Here is a 15,880-nt window from a genome sequence, read left to right on the forward strand (position 1 = left end):
CTAGCCCTCGGGCGCGACCGGCGCCGCGCTCGGCGTCGGCTGGGCCGGGATGCTGGCGGTGGCCGCGGCCGCGGCGGCGTCGAGGGCCGGCTCGCCGGCCGGCCGCAGCGAGCTCGCGGTGATCGACGAGCGGCTGCCGAGCAGGTAGTAGACGACGAGGCCCAGCCCCATCCCGATGAACCAGCTGTACTGGGCCGCGGTGTTCATCCAGCCGACCGCCGAGTCGGGGACCACCACGGGGATGACGGCGATGACGGCGCCGACGGCGGTCGCGATGACCGCGGGCGGGTTCACGCCCTTGCGGTAGAAGTAGGTTCCGCGCGGGCTGAGGGTGAACAGGTCGTCGACGACGACCACCTTCTTGCGGATCAGGTAGAAGTCGCAGATCAGCACGCCGAACAGCGGGCCGATGAAGGCGCCCAGCGTCTCCAGCGTGTAGTGGATGACGTCGGGGTTGTTGTACAGGTTCCACGGCGTGATGAGGAACGAGCCGACCGCGGCGATCATGYCGCCGGCACGCCAGCTGATCCGCTGCGGGCTGACATTCGAGAAGTCGAACGCGGGGGAGATGAAGTTCGCCACGATGTTGATACCGATGGTGGCGATGGTGAAGGTCAGCGCCCCGAGGACGATCGCCGTCGTCGAGTCGATGCGGGCGACGGTCTCCACCGGGTCGGTGATGAGCTCGCCGTACACCGGGACAGTCAGCGAGGCGGTGAAGACGACCAGGAGCGAGAAGAGCAGGAAGTTCACCGGCAGGCCGAGGAAGTTACCGGTGCGCACCGCGCCGAAGCTCTTCCCGTAGCGGGAGAAGTCGCCGAAGTTGAGCATCGGGCCGGAGAAGTAGGAGACGACCAGCGCGATCGCGCCGAGCATCAGCGAGACCGTCGAGGCGCCGCCCGTCCTGGCCACGCCGAGGTTCAGCGACAGCTCGCCCCAGCCGGCCTTGTAGATGAGGTAGCCGGTGAGCGCGAACATGACGACGTAGACCGCCGGGCCGCAGAAGTCGATGAACCGGCGGATCGTCTCCATGCCGGTCCAGAACACCGCCGCCTGCAGCACCCACAGCACCGCGTAGGTGATCCAGCCGAGCGTCGAGAGGCCGAGGAAGCCGTGCTGGTCGACGTCGGCGTACGGGGTGAGGCCCGACCACAGCTTGATCAGCACGACGTTGAGCGCGGCCGAGGCCAGGTAGGTCTGGATGCCGTACCAGGCGACAGCGATCAGGCCGCGGATGATCGCCGGGACGTTCGCGCCCAGCACCCCGAACGGCGCCCGGCAGATCACCGGGTAGGGGACGGCCGCCTGCTGGCTCGGCCGGGCGACGAGATTGCAGAAGAAGTTCACGATCGTGATGCCGACGACCAGCGCGACGAGCACCTGCCAGCCGGCGAGGCCGAGGGCGAACAGGCTGCCGGCCGTCACGTACCCGCCGACGCTGTGCACGTCGGACATCCAGAACGCGAAGATGTTGTAGGAGGTCCAGGACTGCTTGCGCAGCGGGGCCAGGTCCTCGTTCGCCAGCCGTGGGTCGTACTCGGGCTTGAGAAGGCCCGCGCCGATGGGCATTCCCGCGGCCTCTACCAGGTCGTCGTGTACGGCGGTCGTGCCCGGCGGGCCGGGAACCGCGGCGAGCTCGCTCATTCTCGCTCACTTCCTCTTGCTTGGCGTCTGATGGCGTTCCCGCGCGTGGGTCTCCGTTTCATCTCCGGCGGCGGCCCGGTCGCGCGCGAGCGGATTCCCCGTGCGCGGGCGCGCGGAGAAGCCGCCCGCGCACGGAATTCCAGCGCGGCGGACGGAACGAGGAAAGGAAGGCAGAAACCCGATTGGGGGGACCGGTGCTCGGACATATGGGTGCGGTCGGGCGGGGCGGCCGGCGTGCCTGGAATCAGGCTAGGATCTTGCTGTTTCGCCACCGTCACTGGCGAGATATATCTGCGTTGGCGACGGCGGCCGGCCGGCGCCGGGACGGCGGCCGCGCGCGAGCCTCAGGCGGGGAAACGGGCCGCTTCGTCGGGGAGCGCGGCGACCACGGTCTGCAGGCGGGAATGATGCGCGCGGGAGGCGGCCAGCAGGGCCGCGACGTCGCGGGCGACGAAGGCGCGCAGCATTCGCTCGTGGTCGGTGACCAGCGCCTCGACGGCGTCCCTGGACGCGTAGTCCATCGGCCGCACGGGCTCGGTGACGTTCCAGGCCGAGACATACATGTGCTCCAGCCTGGCCATCCCGGCGGGACAGACCAGCGCGAGGTGGAAGCGGCGGCTTTCCCGGTGGTGGCCGCGCGAGTCGCCCGTCTCGACCGCCCGCGCCATCGCCTCGTGCGCGGCGAGCGCCCGGGCGTCGTCCTCGGCGGTCGCTCGCCGCACCGCCGCCGTCAGCGCGGCCGCCTCCAGTACCTCTCGCACGACGTAGAACTCGCGCATCTCCGCCGGGGTGAGCGCCGCGACCGTGTAGCCGCCGCGGGCGCGGTGCACGACCAGCCCCTCGCCGACGAGGCTCATCAGCGCCTCGCGGACGGGGATCCGGCTCACCTGGTAATGCGCGGCGACCTCGTCGACGGGAATGGGGGAGCCCGGCGGCGCCGCGCCGTCCAGGATGACCCTCTTGACCTCGCGCAGGATCACCTCACGGACGGAGCCGCACCCCCGCGAGTCGGTGCTCAGTGTCCCGACCCACGCCGCGCTCGGCCGTGGCATCCGCATCTCGCCCGTCCCTCCGCTCGCCGGCGGCCCGGCGGGCGCGTGCCCGGCGCCGGCGCCGTCCGGCCGGACCATCCGCCCAGACCGCCCCGACCTTCGGTACGCGCACGTGCGGCGGGACGATAGTCGGCGACTGTTTCGGACTGCCGGCGATCCGATATCCACCTGTTGACATCCCACGGGGCGTGGCGGAGTTCGGCCGCCCCGACGGGCGCCGCCGGCGCGGCGCCTCGATCCGGTCTCGGTCCGGTCCCGTTCCCGCTGGGCGCCCCCGGCGGGCTCGCGGCCCGGAACGCCGGACAGCCGTCGACGGGGGAACATCAGTGGTGCCGGACCGGGTGCGCTCCGGGGCGGTTCGCGTCGGTGCCCCGGCGGTAATGTGACCACGAACAGCGCGGAACGGGGCCGGGCACGACGGTGGAAGGCACGGCGCCCGCGGGCAGGACGTCGCGCGGCGCGGTGGATCGCGCCGGCGCGAGGCGACGGTCGGGACAACGGCGGGTCTAGACAGCATCGGAGAGCGGTCGGCGTGCAGGACATCGCGTTGCCGGTGCGGCTGGGGCCGACGACGCTGATGGCGCGGATCGGCGCCGGCGGCATGGGCATCGTCTACTACGGCCTTCTCGGGCAGACGCCAGTGGCGGTGAAGGTGATCCGCGCGGAGCTGGCCGACGCGCCGGAGTTCCGCGCCCGGTTCCGCCGTGAGATCGAGCTGATGCGCCGGGTGGGCGGGGTGTGCACCGCCCGGGTCCACGCCGCCGACCCCGACTGGTACCCGCCCTACCTCGCCACCGAGTTCCTCGCCGGGCCCACGCTCGCCGACTGGATCCTGCGCAACGGCCCGGTCACCGGGCCGTCCCTGCGGACGCTGGCCGTCGGGCTCGCCGAGGCGCTGCTGGCCGTGCACCGCGCCGGCGTCGTGCACCGCGACCTGAAGCCCGGCAACGTGCTGCTCACCCAGGCCGGCCCGAAGGTCGTCGACTTCGGGATCGCGCTCGCCACCGACGTCACCGTCCTGACCCGGGTGGGCACCCCGGTCGGCACCCCCGGCTACATGAGCCCCGAGCAGCTCAACGGCGTCGACGTCGTCGGGCCGCCGGCCGACGTGTTCGCCTGGGGCTGCACCGTGGCCTACGCGGCGACCGGGCGCACCCCCTTCGGCGCCGGCCCGACCGACGCGGTGCTGTTCCGGGTGCGCCACGACCCGCCGAACCTGGTCGGGATCCCGGAGGATCTCGCCGGGCTGGTGGAGGAGACGCTGCGCAAGGATCCGGCGGACCGTCCGGACGCGGCCGAGCTGCTGCGCCGGCTGCTCGCGCTCGTCCTCGGCCCCGACTGGGCCAATGCCAGCGCCACGCGTAGGAGCGGCCCCGCCGCCGGCGAGGTTCCCGCGGACGCGGGTGCCGCGGGTAGCGCGGGCGACGGGGAGCGGGGCTGGACGCCCGAGACGGACGCGGACCTGGCCCGCGGCGTGCTGCTCGTGCTCGATCGGCACTGGCCGATCCGCGCCTACCTGCCGCCGCCGGTGACAGCGCCCCCGGTCGCCGGCCCGGCGCGCCCGGCGGCCGGCGCCCCGCCGGCCGTTCCGATGGCGCCCGCCCCTCGGCCCGCGCCCGGCCCCGGCCAGGCGCTCCCCGGCCTGGCACCTGGTCTCGCGCCCTGGCCCGCCCGGCAGTGGCCGCCCCCGGTTGGCCCGCCGGTGGGTCCGCTGCCCGTGCTCGGCCGGCCGGCGGCTCCGCTGCCGGCCGGTGCCCCACCGCGGACGGGGGCTCCACCGCTGCCCGCACCGCCCGTGCAGACGGGGATGCCGACGGGCGCGCGGGGTCCACTGGGCCCGCCACCACCGTCCGGCCCTCCGTTGGCCCCGGCGCAGCGAGGCCCGGGCGGGCAGCATGGCCCGGGCGGGCAGCACGTGCCGGGCGGGCACGGGCCGAGCGGTCCTCCCTCCGGGCCGCACCGCCTGCCGACGGGCGTGCCCGCGTCGGGCGGTCCGCGAACCTCGGGCGCCGGCTGGCGCCGCCCTCGCCGCGGCCTGGTCGGCGCGGGCTTCGTGGCGGTCGTGGCGGTCGCGGTGGCGCTGGTGCTGGTGGCCGTCTCGGTGGTGGCCCTGCGGCTCTTCAACCGTGACGACGGCGGCGCGGCGCCCGACTCGACGCACACGCAGCAGGCGCCGACGGCACCGGTGGGTACGAGCTCGGTCGCCCCGGGGGACGGCGCGACGCCGCAGGTCGGGCCCAAGACCGCGGCCGGGCCCGGCGCCGCGAGCTCCGCGGGGCCGTGCCGGTACGTCGCCACCGCCGCGCGCGGCCCCGCCGTGCCCATCCCGCCGTCGGTCGCGCACCTGCCGACCGGCACCGCGACGATGACCATCCAGACCAGCGGCGGCATGATCACCGCGGAGGTCGACGCGGCGCTCGCCCCGTGCGCCGTCTACGCGCTGCGGCACCTCGCCGGCGAGGGCTACTACGACAACAGCCTCTGCCCCCGCCAGACGGACGGGCCGAACGAGGCCTACTACATCCTCCAGTGCGGCGACCCGACCGGAACCGGGTCGGGCGCGCCGGGCTTCGCCTACGACGCGGAGCACCCACCCAGCGACTTCCGCCGGGGCGTGATCGCGCTCGTCCACGACTCGTCCGGGGCGAACGGCGCCCAGTTCGTCATCAGCTACGCCAACCCGAGCCAGGAGGGCCGGGAGGAGATGGCCGACCGCTACACCCCCGTCGGGCGGGTCGTCGACGGGTTCGAGGTCCTCGACGACCTCATCGCTCCCGGCGCCGAGGGCGGCTACGACGGGCCGCCGGCCAGCGGCGCCCGCATCCTGTCGCTCATCGTCGAGCCATAACTCGGCGTATCGCGCTGGCCCCGTAGCGGCGCGGCCGGGTGCGCCGATGTCCGTCAGCGCGCCGGGGGCACAACCGACCGGCAACGCTGACCCCCCTTAAGGGGGGATGAGCCGTACTTAAGCAGTCACACAGCAGGGCTTCCTAGTGTCCCGGTCGGCTCACATGCCCGACCCGTCCGCGATCCCCGCGGTCCGGCCAGGGCACTGTCCGGACCCATCAGGACCGCAGGGAGACCCATGCTGTTGACGTACGTCCGCCGCGAGCTCAGGGGGCGACTCCGGCAGACCGCGGTCGTGGCGGTCGGCCTCGCGCTCGCTGTCGCCCTGATCCTCGCCGTCACCGCCGCCTCCTCGGGGGTGCGCGACGCGCAGTCGAGCGTGCTCGACTCGATCTACGGCGTAGGCACCGACATCACGGTCACCCAGTCCGCGCAGCCGGGCCAGGGCGGCGGTGAGCAGTTCACGTTCGGCGGGCAGGCACCTGGCAGCACCTCCTCCGACGCCAACACGAACGTCTCCTCGGACAACCTGCGCCTCGCCCCCGGCTCGTCCGCGATCAAGGACGCCTCGGTCAGCGCCGTGCGCTCGACGCAGGGCGTCGCTGACGTGACCGCGACGCTGATGCTGCGCCAGACCAACTTCAGCGGCCAGGTCTCGGGGCAGAACCTCGACGACCTGCGCCAGCAGTTCCGTGCCCAGCGCGGCGGCCGCGTCAGCGGCCCGCAGGGCTTCACCGGCTTCGGCGGCGGCAACTTCAACGTCAACAGCCTGACCGTCGAGGGTGTCCAGCCCGGCGCCACCTCCCTCGGGCCGCTGTCCGGCGCCGAGGTCGTCAGCGGGGGCCGCGCCTTCACCGCCGCGGACGCGAAGGCGAACGTCGCGTTGCTGTCCAAGAGCTACGCGGACACGAACAAGCTCGCCGTCGGCGGCACCGTGACCGTCAAGGGCACCGCGATGAAGATCGTCGGCCTGCTCGACGCCGGCACGTCCGGCACGTCGCTGTCGGATGTCTACCTGCCGCTCGGCGTCGCGCAGAGCCTCGCCGACCTGTCCGGCCAGGTGACCAACCTCTAYGTCCAGGCGAGTTCCTCCGGCTCCGTCGACACCGCCGCCGCCGCGATCAGGAAGGTGCTGCCGGACGCCACCGTGCAGACGCAGTCCGACCTGGCCAACGGCATCTCCGGCTCGCTCTCGAGCGCGTCGTCGCTGGTCGGCAAGCTCGGCAAGTGGCTGTCGATCGCGGTTCTCGTGGCCGCGTTCGTGCTCGCCATCCTGTTCACGATCTCCGGCGTGACCCGGCGCACCCGGGACTTCGGCACCCTGAAGGCGATCGGCTGGAGCAACGGCCGGATCGTCCGCCAGGTCGGCGTCGAGTCGCTCGTGCAGGGCGCGATCGGCGGCCTCGTCGGCCTTGGCACGGGCCTGATCGGGATCTGGGCGATCAACTCGTCGCATATCAGGCTCGCCGGCACGACCAGCTCCGGCGCCGCGAACGCGGCTCGGGCGGCCTTCCAGGGCGGCGCGCCCGGCGGCGGCGCGGAGGGCGGCGGCGCCGGTGCCTTCGGTGGTGGTGGTGGTGGTGGGTATGGCGCCGGCGGCGCTGGCACCGGTGGCGGCGGTGGTGGTGGCGCTCGGCGGACCGCGAGCAGCACCGTCGACGTCCTGCTGCACGCGCCCGTGCACTGGTCGGTCATCGGCCTCGGCATCGGCCTGGCGCTCGTCGGCGGCCTGCTCGCCGGGGTGTTCGGCGGCTGGCGCGCCTCCCGCCTGCGTCCCGCGGCCGCGCTGCGCAGCCTCGACTGACGCAGCCTCGACTGACGCGGCCTCGACTGACACGGCGTCGACCGACGGCGGCCTCGCCGCGCTGGTGACGGCGTACCAACGCGGCGAGGCGCCCGGGTCCCCGCCAGCCACCTCCTCGACCAGTTCTCTCGGCGCGACGGAAGAGACGACCAGACGATCATGTACACACTTACCGGCGTCACGAAGACGTACTCGAATGGCAAGAAGGCGGTCAACGCCCTGCAGGGCATCGACCTGACCATTCCCGACGGGCAGATGGTCGCGGTCCAGGGCCCGACGGGTGGTGGCAAGTCGACGCTGCTGCAGATGCTCGGGGCGCTGGACCGGCCCAGCTCCGGTTCGGTCCTGCTCGGCGACGAGGACCTGGCCAAGGCGTCCGACTCGCGGCTGACGAAGCTGCGGGCCGGCAACGTCGGCATCGTGTTCCAGAGCTTCAACCTCATCGCGACGCTGACGGCGCTGGAGAACGTCGAGGCCGCGCTGGTCCCGCTGGGCGTGCCCAAGGCACAGCGCCGGGAGCGCGCCACCGCGGCGCTCGCCTCGGTGGGGCTCGCGGACCGGACCGGTCACCGGCCCGCCGAGCTGTCCGGCGGCCAGCAGCAGCGGGTGGCGATCGCCCGCGCCCTAGTGAAGGACCCGAAGGTGCTGCTCGCCGACGAGCCGACCGGGAACCTCGACGAGGAGACGCGCGACGAGATCATCGCGCTGCTCGAGGGCCTGTGGCGGGACCAGGGCCTCACCCTGGTGATCGTCACCCACGACTCCCAGGTCGCGGCCCGGGCGCAGCGGCGGCTGCACATCGCCAAGGGCAAGCTGCGCGACACCACGCCCGTGCCGAAGGCCCCGGCCCAGGCGCGGCCACCCGCCGAGGAGCCACCCGCCGAGGAGCGGCCCGCCTGGTCGAAGCCCGCCGACGAGGCCACCCCACCCGCCGGTGCCACCGCGGCCTCCCCGGCGCCCGCCGCGTCCTCAGCCGCCGCTGTCGCGCCGACCGCCGCCGTCTCTCCGGCCGCGCCGACCGACGAGGCGTAGCTCCACGACCCCCTGCCATCGGCCTGCCCCGCGCCGATCCGCGCCGGGCCCCAACCCGGCGCACGCCGCCTCGCGTCGATTCGGCCGTTCAATCGCCAACAACTAGGCGGGCTCGCGAAGGTCCACGGCCGGGACCCGCCGGACCGATCAGGACCACTTGTGGTTCTCGCCGTCGCCAGATCACCGGATTGAACGTCCACATACGTGCCGTGACGGCGAAACCGTTCTCCGCCACCGGAGTTACGCATCGCCTGGACGCCGCGCGCCGCCGCCGCCATCGTCGCCAGCGCTTTCACGGACGAACTCGACGGATGAGACCGAACGGTCATGTTACGTCGGGGTGTCGGATACGGGCGGCTTGCGCCGCTCTGCTACACTTCGCGGCAAGGCGACGGAGAAGACGAGGTACTACCGGGGGGGAGAAAAAGCCCGGAGGCTACCTTGCCGCGTGCGACGTTTATACCTGATGTGGCTTCGCCACGCAGTGTACACAGTTTCATAACGCACCAATTCGCGGGTCCGGCGGTCCGGCCAGGCGTCACCACGGATGCGACCCTGGGTCACATCGCCGGTATATTTGGTTACACCGCGTTTTTCTTCATGGCGGCCACCGTCATCTGGGGCCTGTTCCTCATCACCCGGCTGCCGGAGCGACATATCCGCAGGCAGACGCTGTACGGCGGCCACATGATGCTGGCGATTCTGGCGCTCGCCGCGTCGGTGGTACACGCCCAGGTGCATTACTTCCGCCACGACGCATACTACGCCGAGAGCAAGATCTGGTTGGTCTGGGGCGGCGCCAAGGCGGACGTCCTGCCTGGCATCCTCGGCCTTGAGGTTCTCCTGTTGGTGGCGTTCTCGATCTGGTTCCAGCGCCGCGTCGGCTATCGGCGATGGCACCGGTTTCACTGGTTCGCCTACCCGGGATTCGTCCTGATCGCGGTGCACAGCGCCTGGGCGTCGCGGGAGCAGCACTTCGGCGTCATCTGGGCGGCCATGGCGGCCGCGATGTTCGTTCCCCTGGCGCTGTTCGTGCTGCGCGTGCTCTCGCCAGCCGGGCGCAGGGATGAGGCCGACCCCTGGTTCGACGTCGTGGAGGCATTCGAAGATGGCATCTACCGCCGGTAACGACAACCCGCCTCACGATTTCCGGCAGGCCGCCTGGGACTCGCGGTGGATGCGGCCCCCGTCGCCCGGGGAGGACCTTGGCCAGCCCGGGCCACACGCCGCGCCCGACCCGGGTTTCACGGTGACGGGCCCGGCCTGGTCGCCGCCTCCGGAGCCTTCACCGGGGGAGTGGCGGTCAGCGTCGGCAACGCCGCCGCCGGTGCCAGGGCAGTCCCCGCCACCGCGCACCAGTCCGTCGGGACCGACCGGGTCGCCCTGGTCCTGGGCGCCGTCGCCGCCGTCGGTGCCGCCGCCGGGAGAGGGGCACGGTTCCGCGGGATCGCCTGGCGATTGGCACATGGTGCCGTCGCCGCCGCCTGCGCCGTCGCCGCGTTTCGATGATTCGCATCCGTCCTGGCCGCGTGACGCGATCACAGCGGTGTCGTTCACCGGCCCGGTCCCCGTGCCGTCGGTGCCGCCGCCGGGAGAGGGGCACGGTTCCGCGGGATCGCCTGGCGACTGGCACATGGTGCCGTCGCCGCCGCCTGCGCCGTCGCCGCGTTTCGATGATTCGCATCCGTCCTGGCCGCGTGACGCGATCAGAACGGTGTCGTTCACCGGCCCGGTCCCCGTCTCCGGCACTGTCACCGGCTCGATGCCCATACCGACCACGCCCATACCGACTACCGGGCCGCGGTACCCCTTGGCGAGCCAGGCCACGCACCTCGACCCGGGGCCGATGACCGGGCCGGTACCGACCGCCAGCCTGGCGCCGAGCCTCGGGCCGGCCGGGTCGGACACCGGTTCTGGTGTCGTCGTGCCGAGCGCCTCCCTCCCGGTGCCCGCCGAGCGCACGGGCCCGCTCGTGGTCGGATCCGGGACCGGCCCCCGTCCCGCGATGGGCACCGGCCCGCTGGACGTCGCGCCGCTGGCCCGCCTCGGCGGCTCGGCCGTGGGTCGGCAGTCCGGCCGGTCCGCGTTCCAGCCCAACCAGCGCCGCAGACCCGGCGGGCCGCGGCGCCGGTCCGAGCCGGCGGTGGTGAGCGTCGACAACAACCGCTGCCACCTCTACGCCATCTGCCAGCAGGAGGCGCCGTCGAGCTTCCTGCTCGCGGAGGACCACCGGCTCTACTACGACGCGGCGCCGCCGTCGCACCAGATGGCGAGCGTCCGGCAGGCAGCCCGCCTGTGCCCCATGCAGGCGATCACTCTCGAGAACGGCGGGAGATGACCAGACCTCGGCCGAGGCCCGACATAGCGCACGCACTGGCCCGCGTCGGCTGGGCCAGGATCGAGCACCAGCCGCGGCCGCACTCCGTGGTCATCGCGGGCGCGGGCATCGCCGGGCTGCGCGCCGCGGAACGCCTGCGCGAGCGCGGCTTCGACGGGCAGATCGTGTTCATCGGCGAGGAGCCGCACAAGCCCTACAACCGCACCCCGCTCTCCAAGCAGCTGCTGGCCAGGACGGGCCGCCTCGGTGACCTGAAGCTGCCCGTCTTCAGCGACCTGGACGCGGTCTGGCGGCTCGGTACCAGGGCACTCGGCCTGGACGTCGCCCGCAACCGGCTGCTGCTCGCCCGCGGCGAGGAGGTCGAGTACGACGGCCTGGTGATCGCCACCGGGGTCGAGGCTCGGCACCTGCCCGGCACACCGGTCTGGTCCGACCACGTCTGGACGCTTCGCGACATGGCCGACGCGCGCGGCCTGAGCCGGCGGCTGGCCGACGGTGCCCGGCACATCGCCGTGATCGGCACCGGCTTCATCGGCTGCGAGATCGCGTCCAGCCTCCGCGGCCGGGGCCTGGACGTCACCGTCATCGGCCGAGGCAACGCGCTGATGTCGTCCGCCATCGGCAAGCAGGTCGGCGGCCTGATGACGCGCCTGCACCGGAACAACCAGGTGACCCTGCTGCTCGGCCGCAACCCGGTGCGCTGGGCGACCGCGGACTCGCTCACGGAACGACCGCGGTCCGGCGCCGGCGTCAGCATCTGGCTGGACGACGGCGGCCGCGTCGACGCGGACGTCGCCGTGGTCGCGGTCGGCGCGCTGCCGGCGACGCGCTGGCTGCAGGGCTCCGGGCTGGACATCACCGACGGCGTGCTCACCGGGCCGACCACCCACGCGGTCTACATGGACGGCACCACCCCCGCGCTCGCGCCGTCGGTGGTCGCCGCCGGCGACGTCGCCCGCTGGCCGAACCTGCTGTTCGACTGGACGCCCCGGCGGGTCGAGCACTGGATCACGGCGTCCGAGCACGGCCAGGCGGCCGCCGACGCGCTGCTGCTCGGCCCCGACCAGGCGTCCGCGTTCACCCCGACGCCCCGGTTCTGGACCGAGCAGTTCGGCGTCCGCCTGCAGGGCGTCGGCCGCCCCGGCCTGGCCGACGCCTGCTGCCTGGCGGAAGGCTCGACCAAGGCCCTCGAGTTCGTCGCCGTCTACACCCGCCAGGGCGTGGTCGTCGGCGCCGTCAGCGCCAACGCCGGCGCGCGCCTCCTCGAGTACGCCGACCTCATCGGCTGGCCGCTCGACGCCGCGTCCCCGGCCGGCATGCCGGTATCCCGGACACCCATGGCGACGGTCTGAGAGACGCCTTCTGGCGGCGTCGCTCAGTCGAAGAGGTGGCGGACGTCGTCTTCGGTGAGGGTGGCGCCGAAGGCGGCGCCGTCGTCGATGACGCTGGTGAACAGGTGCGCCTTGCGGGCGGCCAGCGCCATCACCTTGTCCTCGATCGTGTCGCGGGCGACCAGCCGGTAGACCATGACGTTGCGGGTCTGGCCGATGCGATGCGTGCGGTCGACGGCCTGCGCCTCGGTGGCCGGGTTCCACCAGGGGTCGAGCAGGAAGCAGTAGTCGGCCTCGGTGAGGTTCAGGCCGAAGCCGCCGGCCTTGAGGCTGACGAGGAACACGCTCGCGCCGCCGGACTTGAACCGTTCCACCACCGCGGCCCGGTCGCGGGTCCTGCCGTCGAGATAGCAGTACTCGACGCCCGCGGCGGCGAGCCGGTCGCGGACCCTGCCGAGGAAGCCGGTGAACTGGCTGAACACGAGCGCGCGGTGGCCGCCCCCGACGACGTCGGCGAGCTGCTCCAGCAGCGCCTCGATCTTGGCGGACGGCAGGTCGGCGTGGTCGTCGTCGATGAGGCCGGCGTGCAGGCTCAGCTGACGCAGCAGGGTGATCGAGCGCAGGATCGTGAACCGGTTGCGGCCCAGGTCGCCGACGAGGCCGAGGACCTTCTGCCGTTCCCGCTGGAGGTGGGTCTGGTAGAGCCGGCGGTGGCGGGGATGCAGGTCGACCTCGAGCACCTGCTCCTGCTTCGGGGGAAGCTCGGGCGCGGCCTGTTCCTTGGTACGGCGCAGCATGAGCGGCCGGATCCGCCCACGCAGCCGGGCGAGCAGCTCCGGGTCGTGCCGGCGCTCGATCGGCTGGGCGTAGTAGTCGCGGAACCGGGCCGGGTTCGGGAAAAGCCCCGGAGCTGTGATCGACAGCAGCGACCACAGCTCCATGAGGTTGTTCTCCATGGGTGTGCCGGTGATCGCGATCTTGAACGGCGCGGGCAGCAGCCGGGCGCACTGGTAGGCCTTGGACTGGTGGTTCTTGACCATCTGCGCCTCGTCGAGGACCAGGGCCGACCAGTCGAGCGCCGCGTAGTCGTCGATCTCGAGGCGGAACAGCGTGTACGACGTGACGACGACGTCCGCGCCGGCGGCGACGTCGCGCAGCGTGGCGCCGCGGCGCTTCGCCGTGTCGACGATGGTGACGACCCGCAGGCCCGGCGCGAACCGGCGCGCCTCCGCCGCCCAGTTGGCCACGACGCTCGTCGGCGCGACGACGAGGAACGGCGCGAACGCCCCCGCCGGCCCGCTCTCCGGGTGGGTCGCGTCCTGCTCGGGGAGGGATCCGGCGGCGGCGCCCGCGGTGGCGGTCTCACGGGCGTGGCAGATGAGGGCGAGGGTCTGCAGGGTCTTACCGAGGCCCATGTCGTCGGCCAGGATCCCGCCCAGCCGGTTCTCCCAGAGGAACGTCAGCCATCGGAAGCCGTCGAGCTGGTAGGGGCGCAACGTCGCGGCCAGCGCCGCCGGCGCCGCGAGGTCCGCGCGCGGCGCCGTGACCGCGAGCAGCCCGCCGACCTGCTCGCGCCAGGCCGCCGCCTGCCGCTCGACGACACCGAGCGTGGCCAGCTCCTCCCACAGGCCGGCCTGGAACCGGCTGATCCGTGGGCTCTCGCCCGACCAGTCCCCGAGAGTCCTGGCCTCCTCGATGAGCCGGCGCAGCGCCGCGAGCTCCGGCTTCTCCAGGCTGAAGTAGGCGCCGTCCGGCAGCAGCAGGTACTCGTCACCCCGGTCCAGCGCGACGAACAGGTCCCGGAAGCCGACCTGGTGACCCTTGACGGTGACGGTGACGCCCAGGTCGAACCAGTCGTTGTCGCCCTCGACGTCGTCGACGGACAGCGCGATGCGCAGGCTGTCGCCGACCTCCCGGTAGTCGGCCGCCTGGCCGTCGACCTCGACCCGCAGCCCCGGCCGTCCCGCCAGCAGCGGGAGCACCTCCGTGGTCACCCGCATCGTGTCGGCCCCGCGCAGCCGGGCGGCTCCCGGCGCCGGCAGCGGCGACTGGCCGGCCACCCCGGTCACCCCGGGCGCGCCGCCGGCCCCGGCCAGGAACCGCTCCGCCTCGGCGGCCTCCCTGGCGGCGGCCAGCAGCTCGGCGGCGGCGGGCGGCAGGTCGAGCGCGGCGAGCACCCGCTGCTCGGCGCGGACGTCCCGCGGCCCGGCCAGCGCCCCCGCCGCCAGGTCGCCCTCAGCCGCCGCGCCGCCGGGTGGACCGGGGGGCAGCAGTGGGGCGCGGACCTCCTCGCCGCCGATCTCGTACGCCCATTCCCAGGACAGGTCGAGGTCGTGGTCGTCGCCGTAGGCCGCCCGCAGCACCAGCGTGGGCGGGGAGACCTCGGGCAGGTCGAACGAGCCGTCGCTGGAGACGACGGGCGCCATGCGGCGCAGCCGCGGGTAGAACTCGACGCGGAACCGTTCCTGCCCGGCCGCCGGGACGACGAGCCGCCGACCTCCGAGCGTCATCCGTCGCAGTGGCGCGGGGACCGGCTCGGCGAGGCGGGCGAGCCGGATGTGCCAGTCGCGCCGGTCGTCGGTCGCGCCGGTCTCCGCCCGGTCGACGTAGACGAGCCCGTGGCCGTTCTCGCCGATGAAGGAGAACGGCACCATCTGAGGGGCGAGCTCGCCGTCGAGGCGCAGCGCGGGGACGATCGTCAGCGCCCCCGGCTCGCCGCCGCCGCCACCGCTGCCGCCGCCACCGCCACCGCGGCCGCCGTCGCCGTCGCCGTTCGGCTCGCGGGTGACGTCGAGGACCAGCTCGCCGTAACGGTAGGGCGCGACGTCGCCCAGCTTCTTACGGCCGTGGACGAGCCGCAGCCCGACCCCCTCGGCCTCGTCGAGCAGCGCCCACAGCGCCCTGCTGTCGAACGTCGACAGGTCGAGCCGCCTGCCGTCGCCCTGGCGGTAGCCGTAGGGGTACGACGACGACTGCCGCGCCCTGGCCAGCGCGAACATCTCCCGCAGCAGCTGGACGTGGGCCGGGGCGTACTCGGTGACGTGGTGCCAGGCGGTCAGCTGGTCCCAGCTGACGGCGTTCACCCAGCCAGTCCTGCCCTGCCTGACAAGCCGCGCGGTCACCCGAGGGTCCGCGCCGGCGTCCGCCACGAGGCTCAGCTCCACGGCGAGCGGCGTCGCTCCGGCGAGCGGCGGCGGTGCCCACCCGGCGAGGTGCCGGGCGTTCGGGTCCTCGTCTGCCTTGACCTCGAGGAGCTCGCCGAGGGACCGCTCCCAGGAAGGCGCCGCCGCGGCCCGTCGCGCGGGCCTCTGCTTCGCGGCGGCGTCCGGCTGTTTCCTCGCGGTGTCCGGCCGCGCGGCGTTCAGGCCCGCGGAGACCGTTCCCGCCCGCCGCGCCGCCACGGCCAGCGTCTCCAGCGCCTGCGTGGCCGCCCGCGCCGTGGACGATGCCGACACGGCCGGGCCACCGCCGGGTCGGTCGTTGGCCTGGTGGTCGTCGGCGGCGGCCAGAACCAGCGCGACAACGTGCTTGCAGTCGAGACCCACCGGGCAGGAACAGACGCCCGTGCCGAAGCTGCGCGACGCCCCGTCGCCCTCGAACCGGACGATCGTCGAGTAGGGCTTCGGCCCGGTGCCGCGCACCCGGCCGAGCAGCTCACCCGCGGCCTCGTCCCAGCGGATGTCGACGACGTTGCCGCGCAGCGCGTACGACGAGCCCCGGGCGTATGTCGCGTCGGAGACGGCCTCACGCAGGCCGGCGACGGTGGGTCCTAGGTTCGGTCCGGCGGCGGGGGAGCGCCGCGACAGAGGAGCCATGGTCCGCAACCTAGCAG

10 protein-coding genes are annotated in these 15,880 nt (G+C 73.6%); 7 read left to right on the forward strand and 3 right to left on the reverse strand.

Translation table 11 applies throughout. From position 1 onward, the window contains the following. A complete protein-coding gene (locus BL253_RS17105) occupies window positions 1-1,644 on the reverse strand; it encodes an NCS1 family nucleobase:cation symporter-1 (protein ID WP_076818068.1) in 1,644 nt (547 codons plus the stop codon). A gap of 344 nt (window positions 1,645-1,988) precedes the next feature. Then, complete coding sequence (locus tag BL253_RS17110) at window positions 1,989-2,774, reverse strand: GntR family transcriptional regulator (RefSeq protein ID WP_241834874.1); 786 nt, start codon at window positions 2,772-2,774, stop codon at window positions 1,989-1,991. A gap of 454 nt (window positions 2,775-3,228) precedes the next feature. Here BL253_RS17110 and BL253_RS17115 point away from each other — a divergent pair, with 454 nt between their 5' ends. The 7 genes from BL253_RS17115 to BL253_RS17145 all read left to right on the forward strand — a co-directional run bounded on the left by BL253_RS17115 (window position 3,229) and on the right by BL253_RS17145 (window position 12,069). After that, window positions 3,229-5,544: a protein kinase domain-containing protein gene (locus BL253_RS17115; protein WP_076818069.1), complete on the forward strand. Its 2,316-nt coding sequence runs from the start codon at window positions 3,229-3,231 to the stop codon at window positions 5,542-5,544. Between the two features lie 237 nt (window positions 5,545-5,781). Then, entirely contained in the window at window positions 5,782-7,347 is a 1,566-nt protein-coding gene (locus tag BL253_RS17120) for an ABC transporter permease (protein WP_076818071.1), read from the forward strand. 159 nt (window positions 7,348-7,506) lie between these two features. After that, window positions 7,507-8,379 carry an ABC transporter ATP-binding protein gene (locus tag BL253_RS17125; protein WP_076818073.1) on the forward strand — a complete coding sequence of 291 codons (873 nt, stop codon included), beginning with the start codon at window positions 7,507-7,509 and terminating at the stop codon, window positions 8,377-8,379. A gap of 600 nt (window positions 8,380-8,979) precedes the next feature. Next, the gene (locus BL253_RS17130; RefSeq protein ID WP_241834875.1) at window positions 8,980-9,507 is read left to right on the forward strand and encodes a ferric reductase-like transmembrane domain-containing protein; all 528 of its coding nucleotides are present in this window, start codon (window positions 8,980-8,982) and stop codon (window positions 9,505-9,507) included. A gap of 168 nt (window positions 9,508-9,675) precedes the next feature. Further along, window positions 9,676-9,888 (forward strand): hypothetical protein, encoded by a 213-nt coding sequence (locus BL253_RS42310; RefSeq protein WP_096336025.1) that lies wholly within the window; start codon window positions 9,676-9,678, stop codon window positions 9,886-9,888. Between the two features lie 205 nt (window positions 9,889-10,093). Then, the gene (locus BL253_RS40350) at window positions 10,094-10,717 is read left to right on the forward strand and encodes a ferredoxin (RefSeq protein WP_158230367.1); all 624 of its coding nucleotides are present in this window, start codon (window positions 10,094-10,096) and stop codon (window positions 10,715-10,717) included. Continuing rightward, window positions 10,714-12,069, forward strand: a complete 1,356-nt coding sequence (locus BL253_RS17145; RefSeq protein WP_076818080.1) for an NAD(P)/FAD-dependent oxidoreductase — start codon at window positions 10,714-10,716, stop codon at window positions 12,067-12,069. Before BL253_RS40350 ends, BL253_RS17145 begins: the two co-directional genes overlap by 4 nt. 23 nt (window positions 12,070-12,092) lie before the next feature. Here the strand turns inward: BL253_RS17145 and BL253_RS17150 are convergent, their stop codons facing one another. Continuing rightward, the gene (locus tag BL253_RS17150; protein ID WP_076818081.1) at window positions 12,093-15,863 is read right to left on the reverse strand and encodes a DEAD/DEAH box helicase; all 3,771 of its coding nucleotides are present in this window, start codon (window positions 15,861-15,863) and stop codon (window positions 12,093-12,095) included. Window positions 15,864-15,880: the final 17 nt, after the last annotated feature.

It is taken from the genome of Pseudofrankia asymbiotica, assembly GCF_001983105.1.
GTDB classification, from domain to species: domain Bacteria; phylum Actinomycetota; class Actinomycetes; order Frankiales; family Frankiaceae; genus Pseudofrankia; species Pseudofrankia asymbiotica.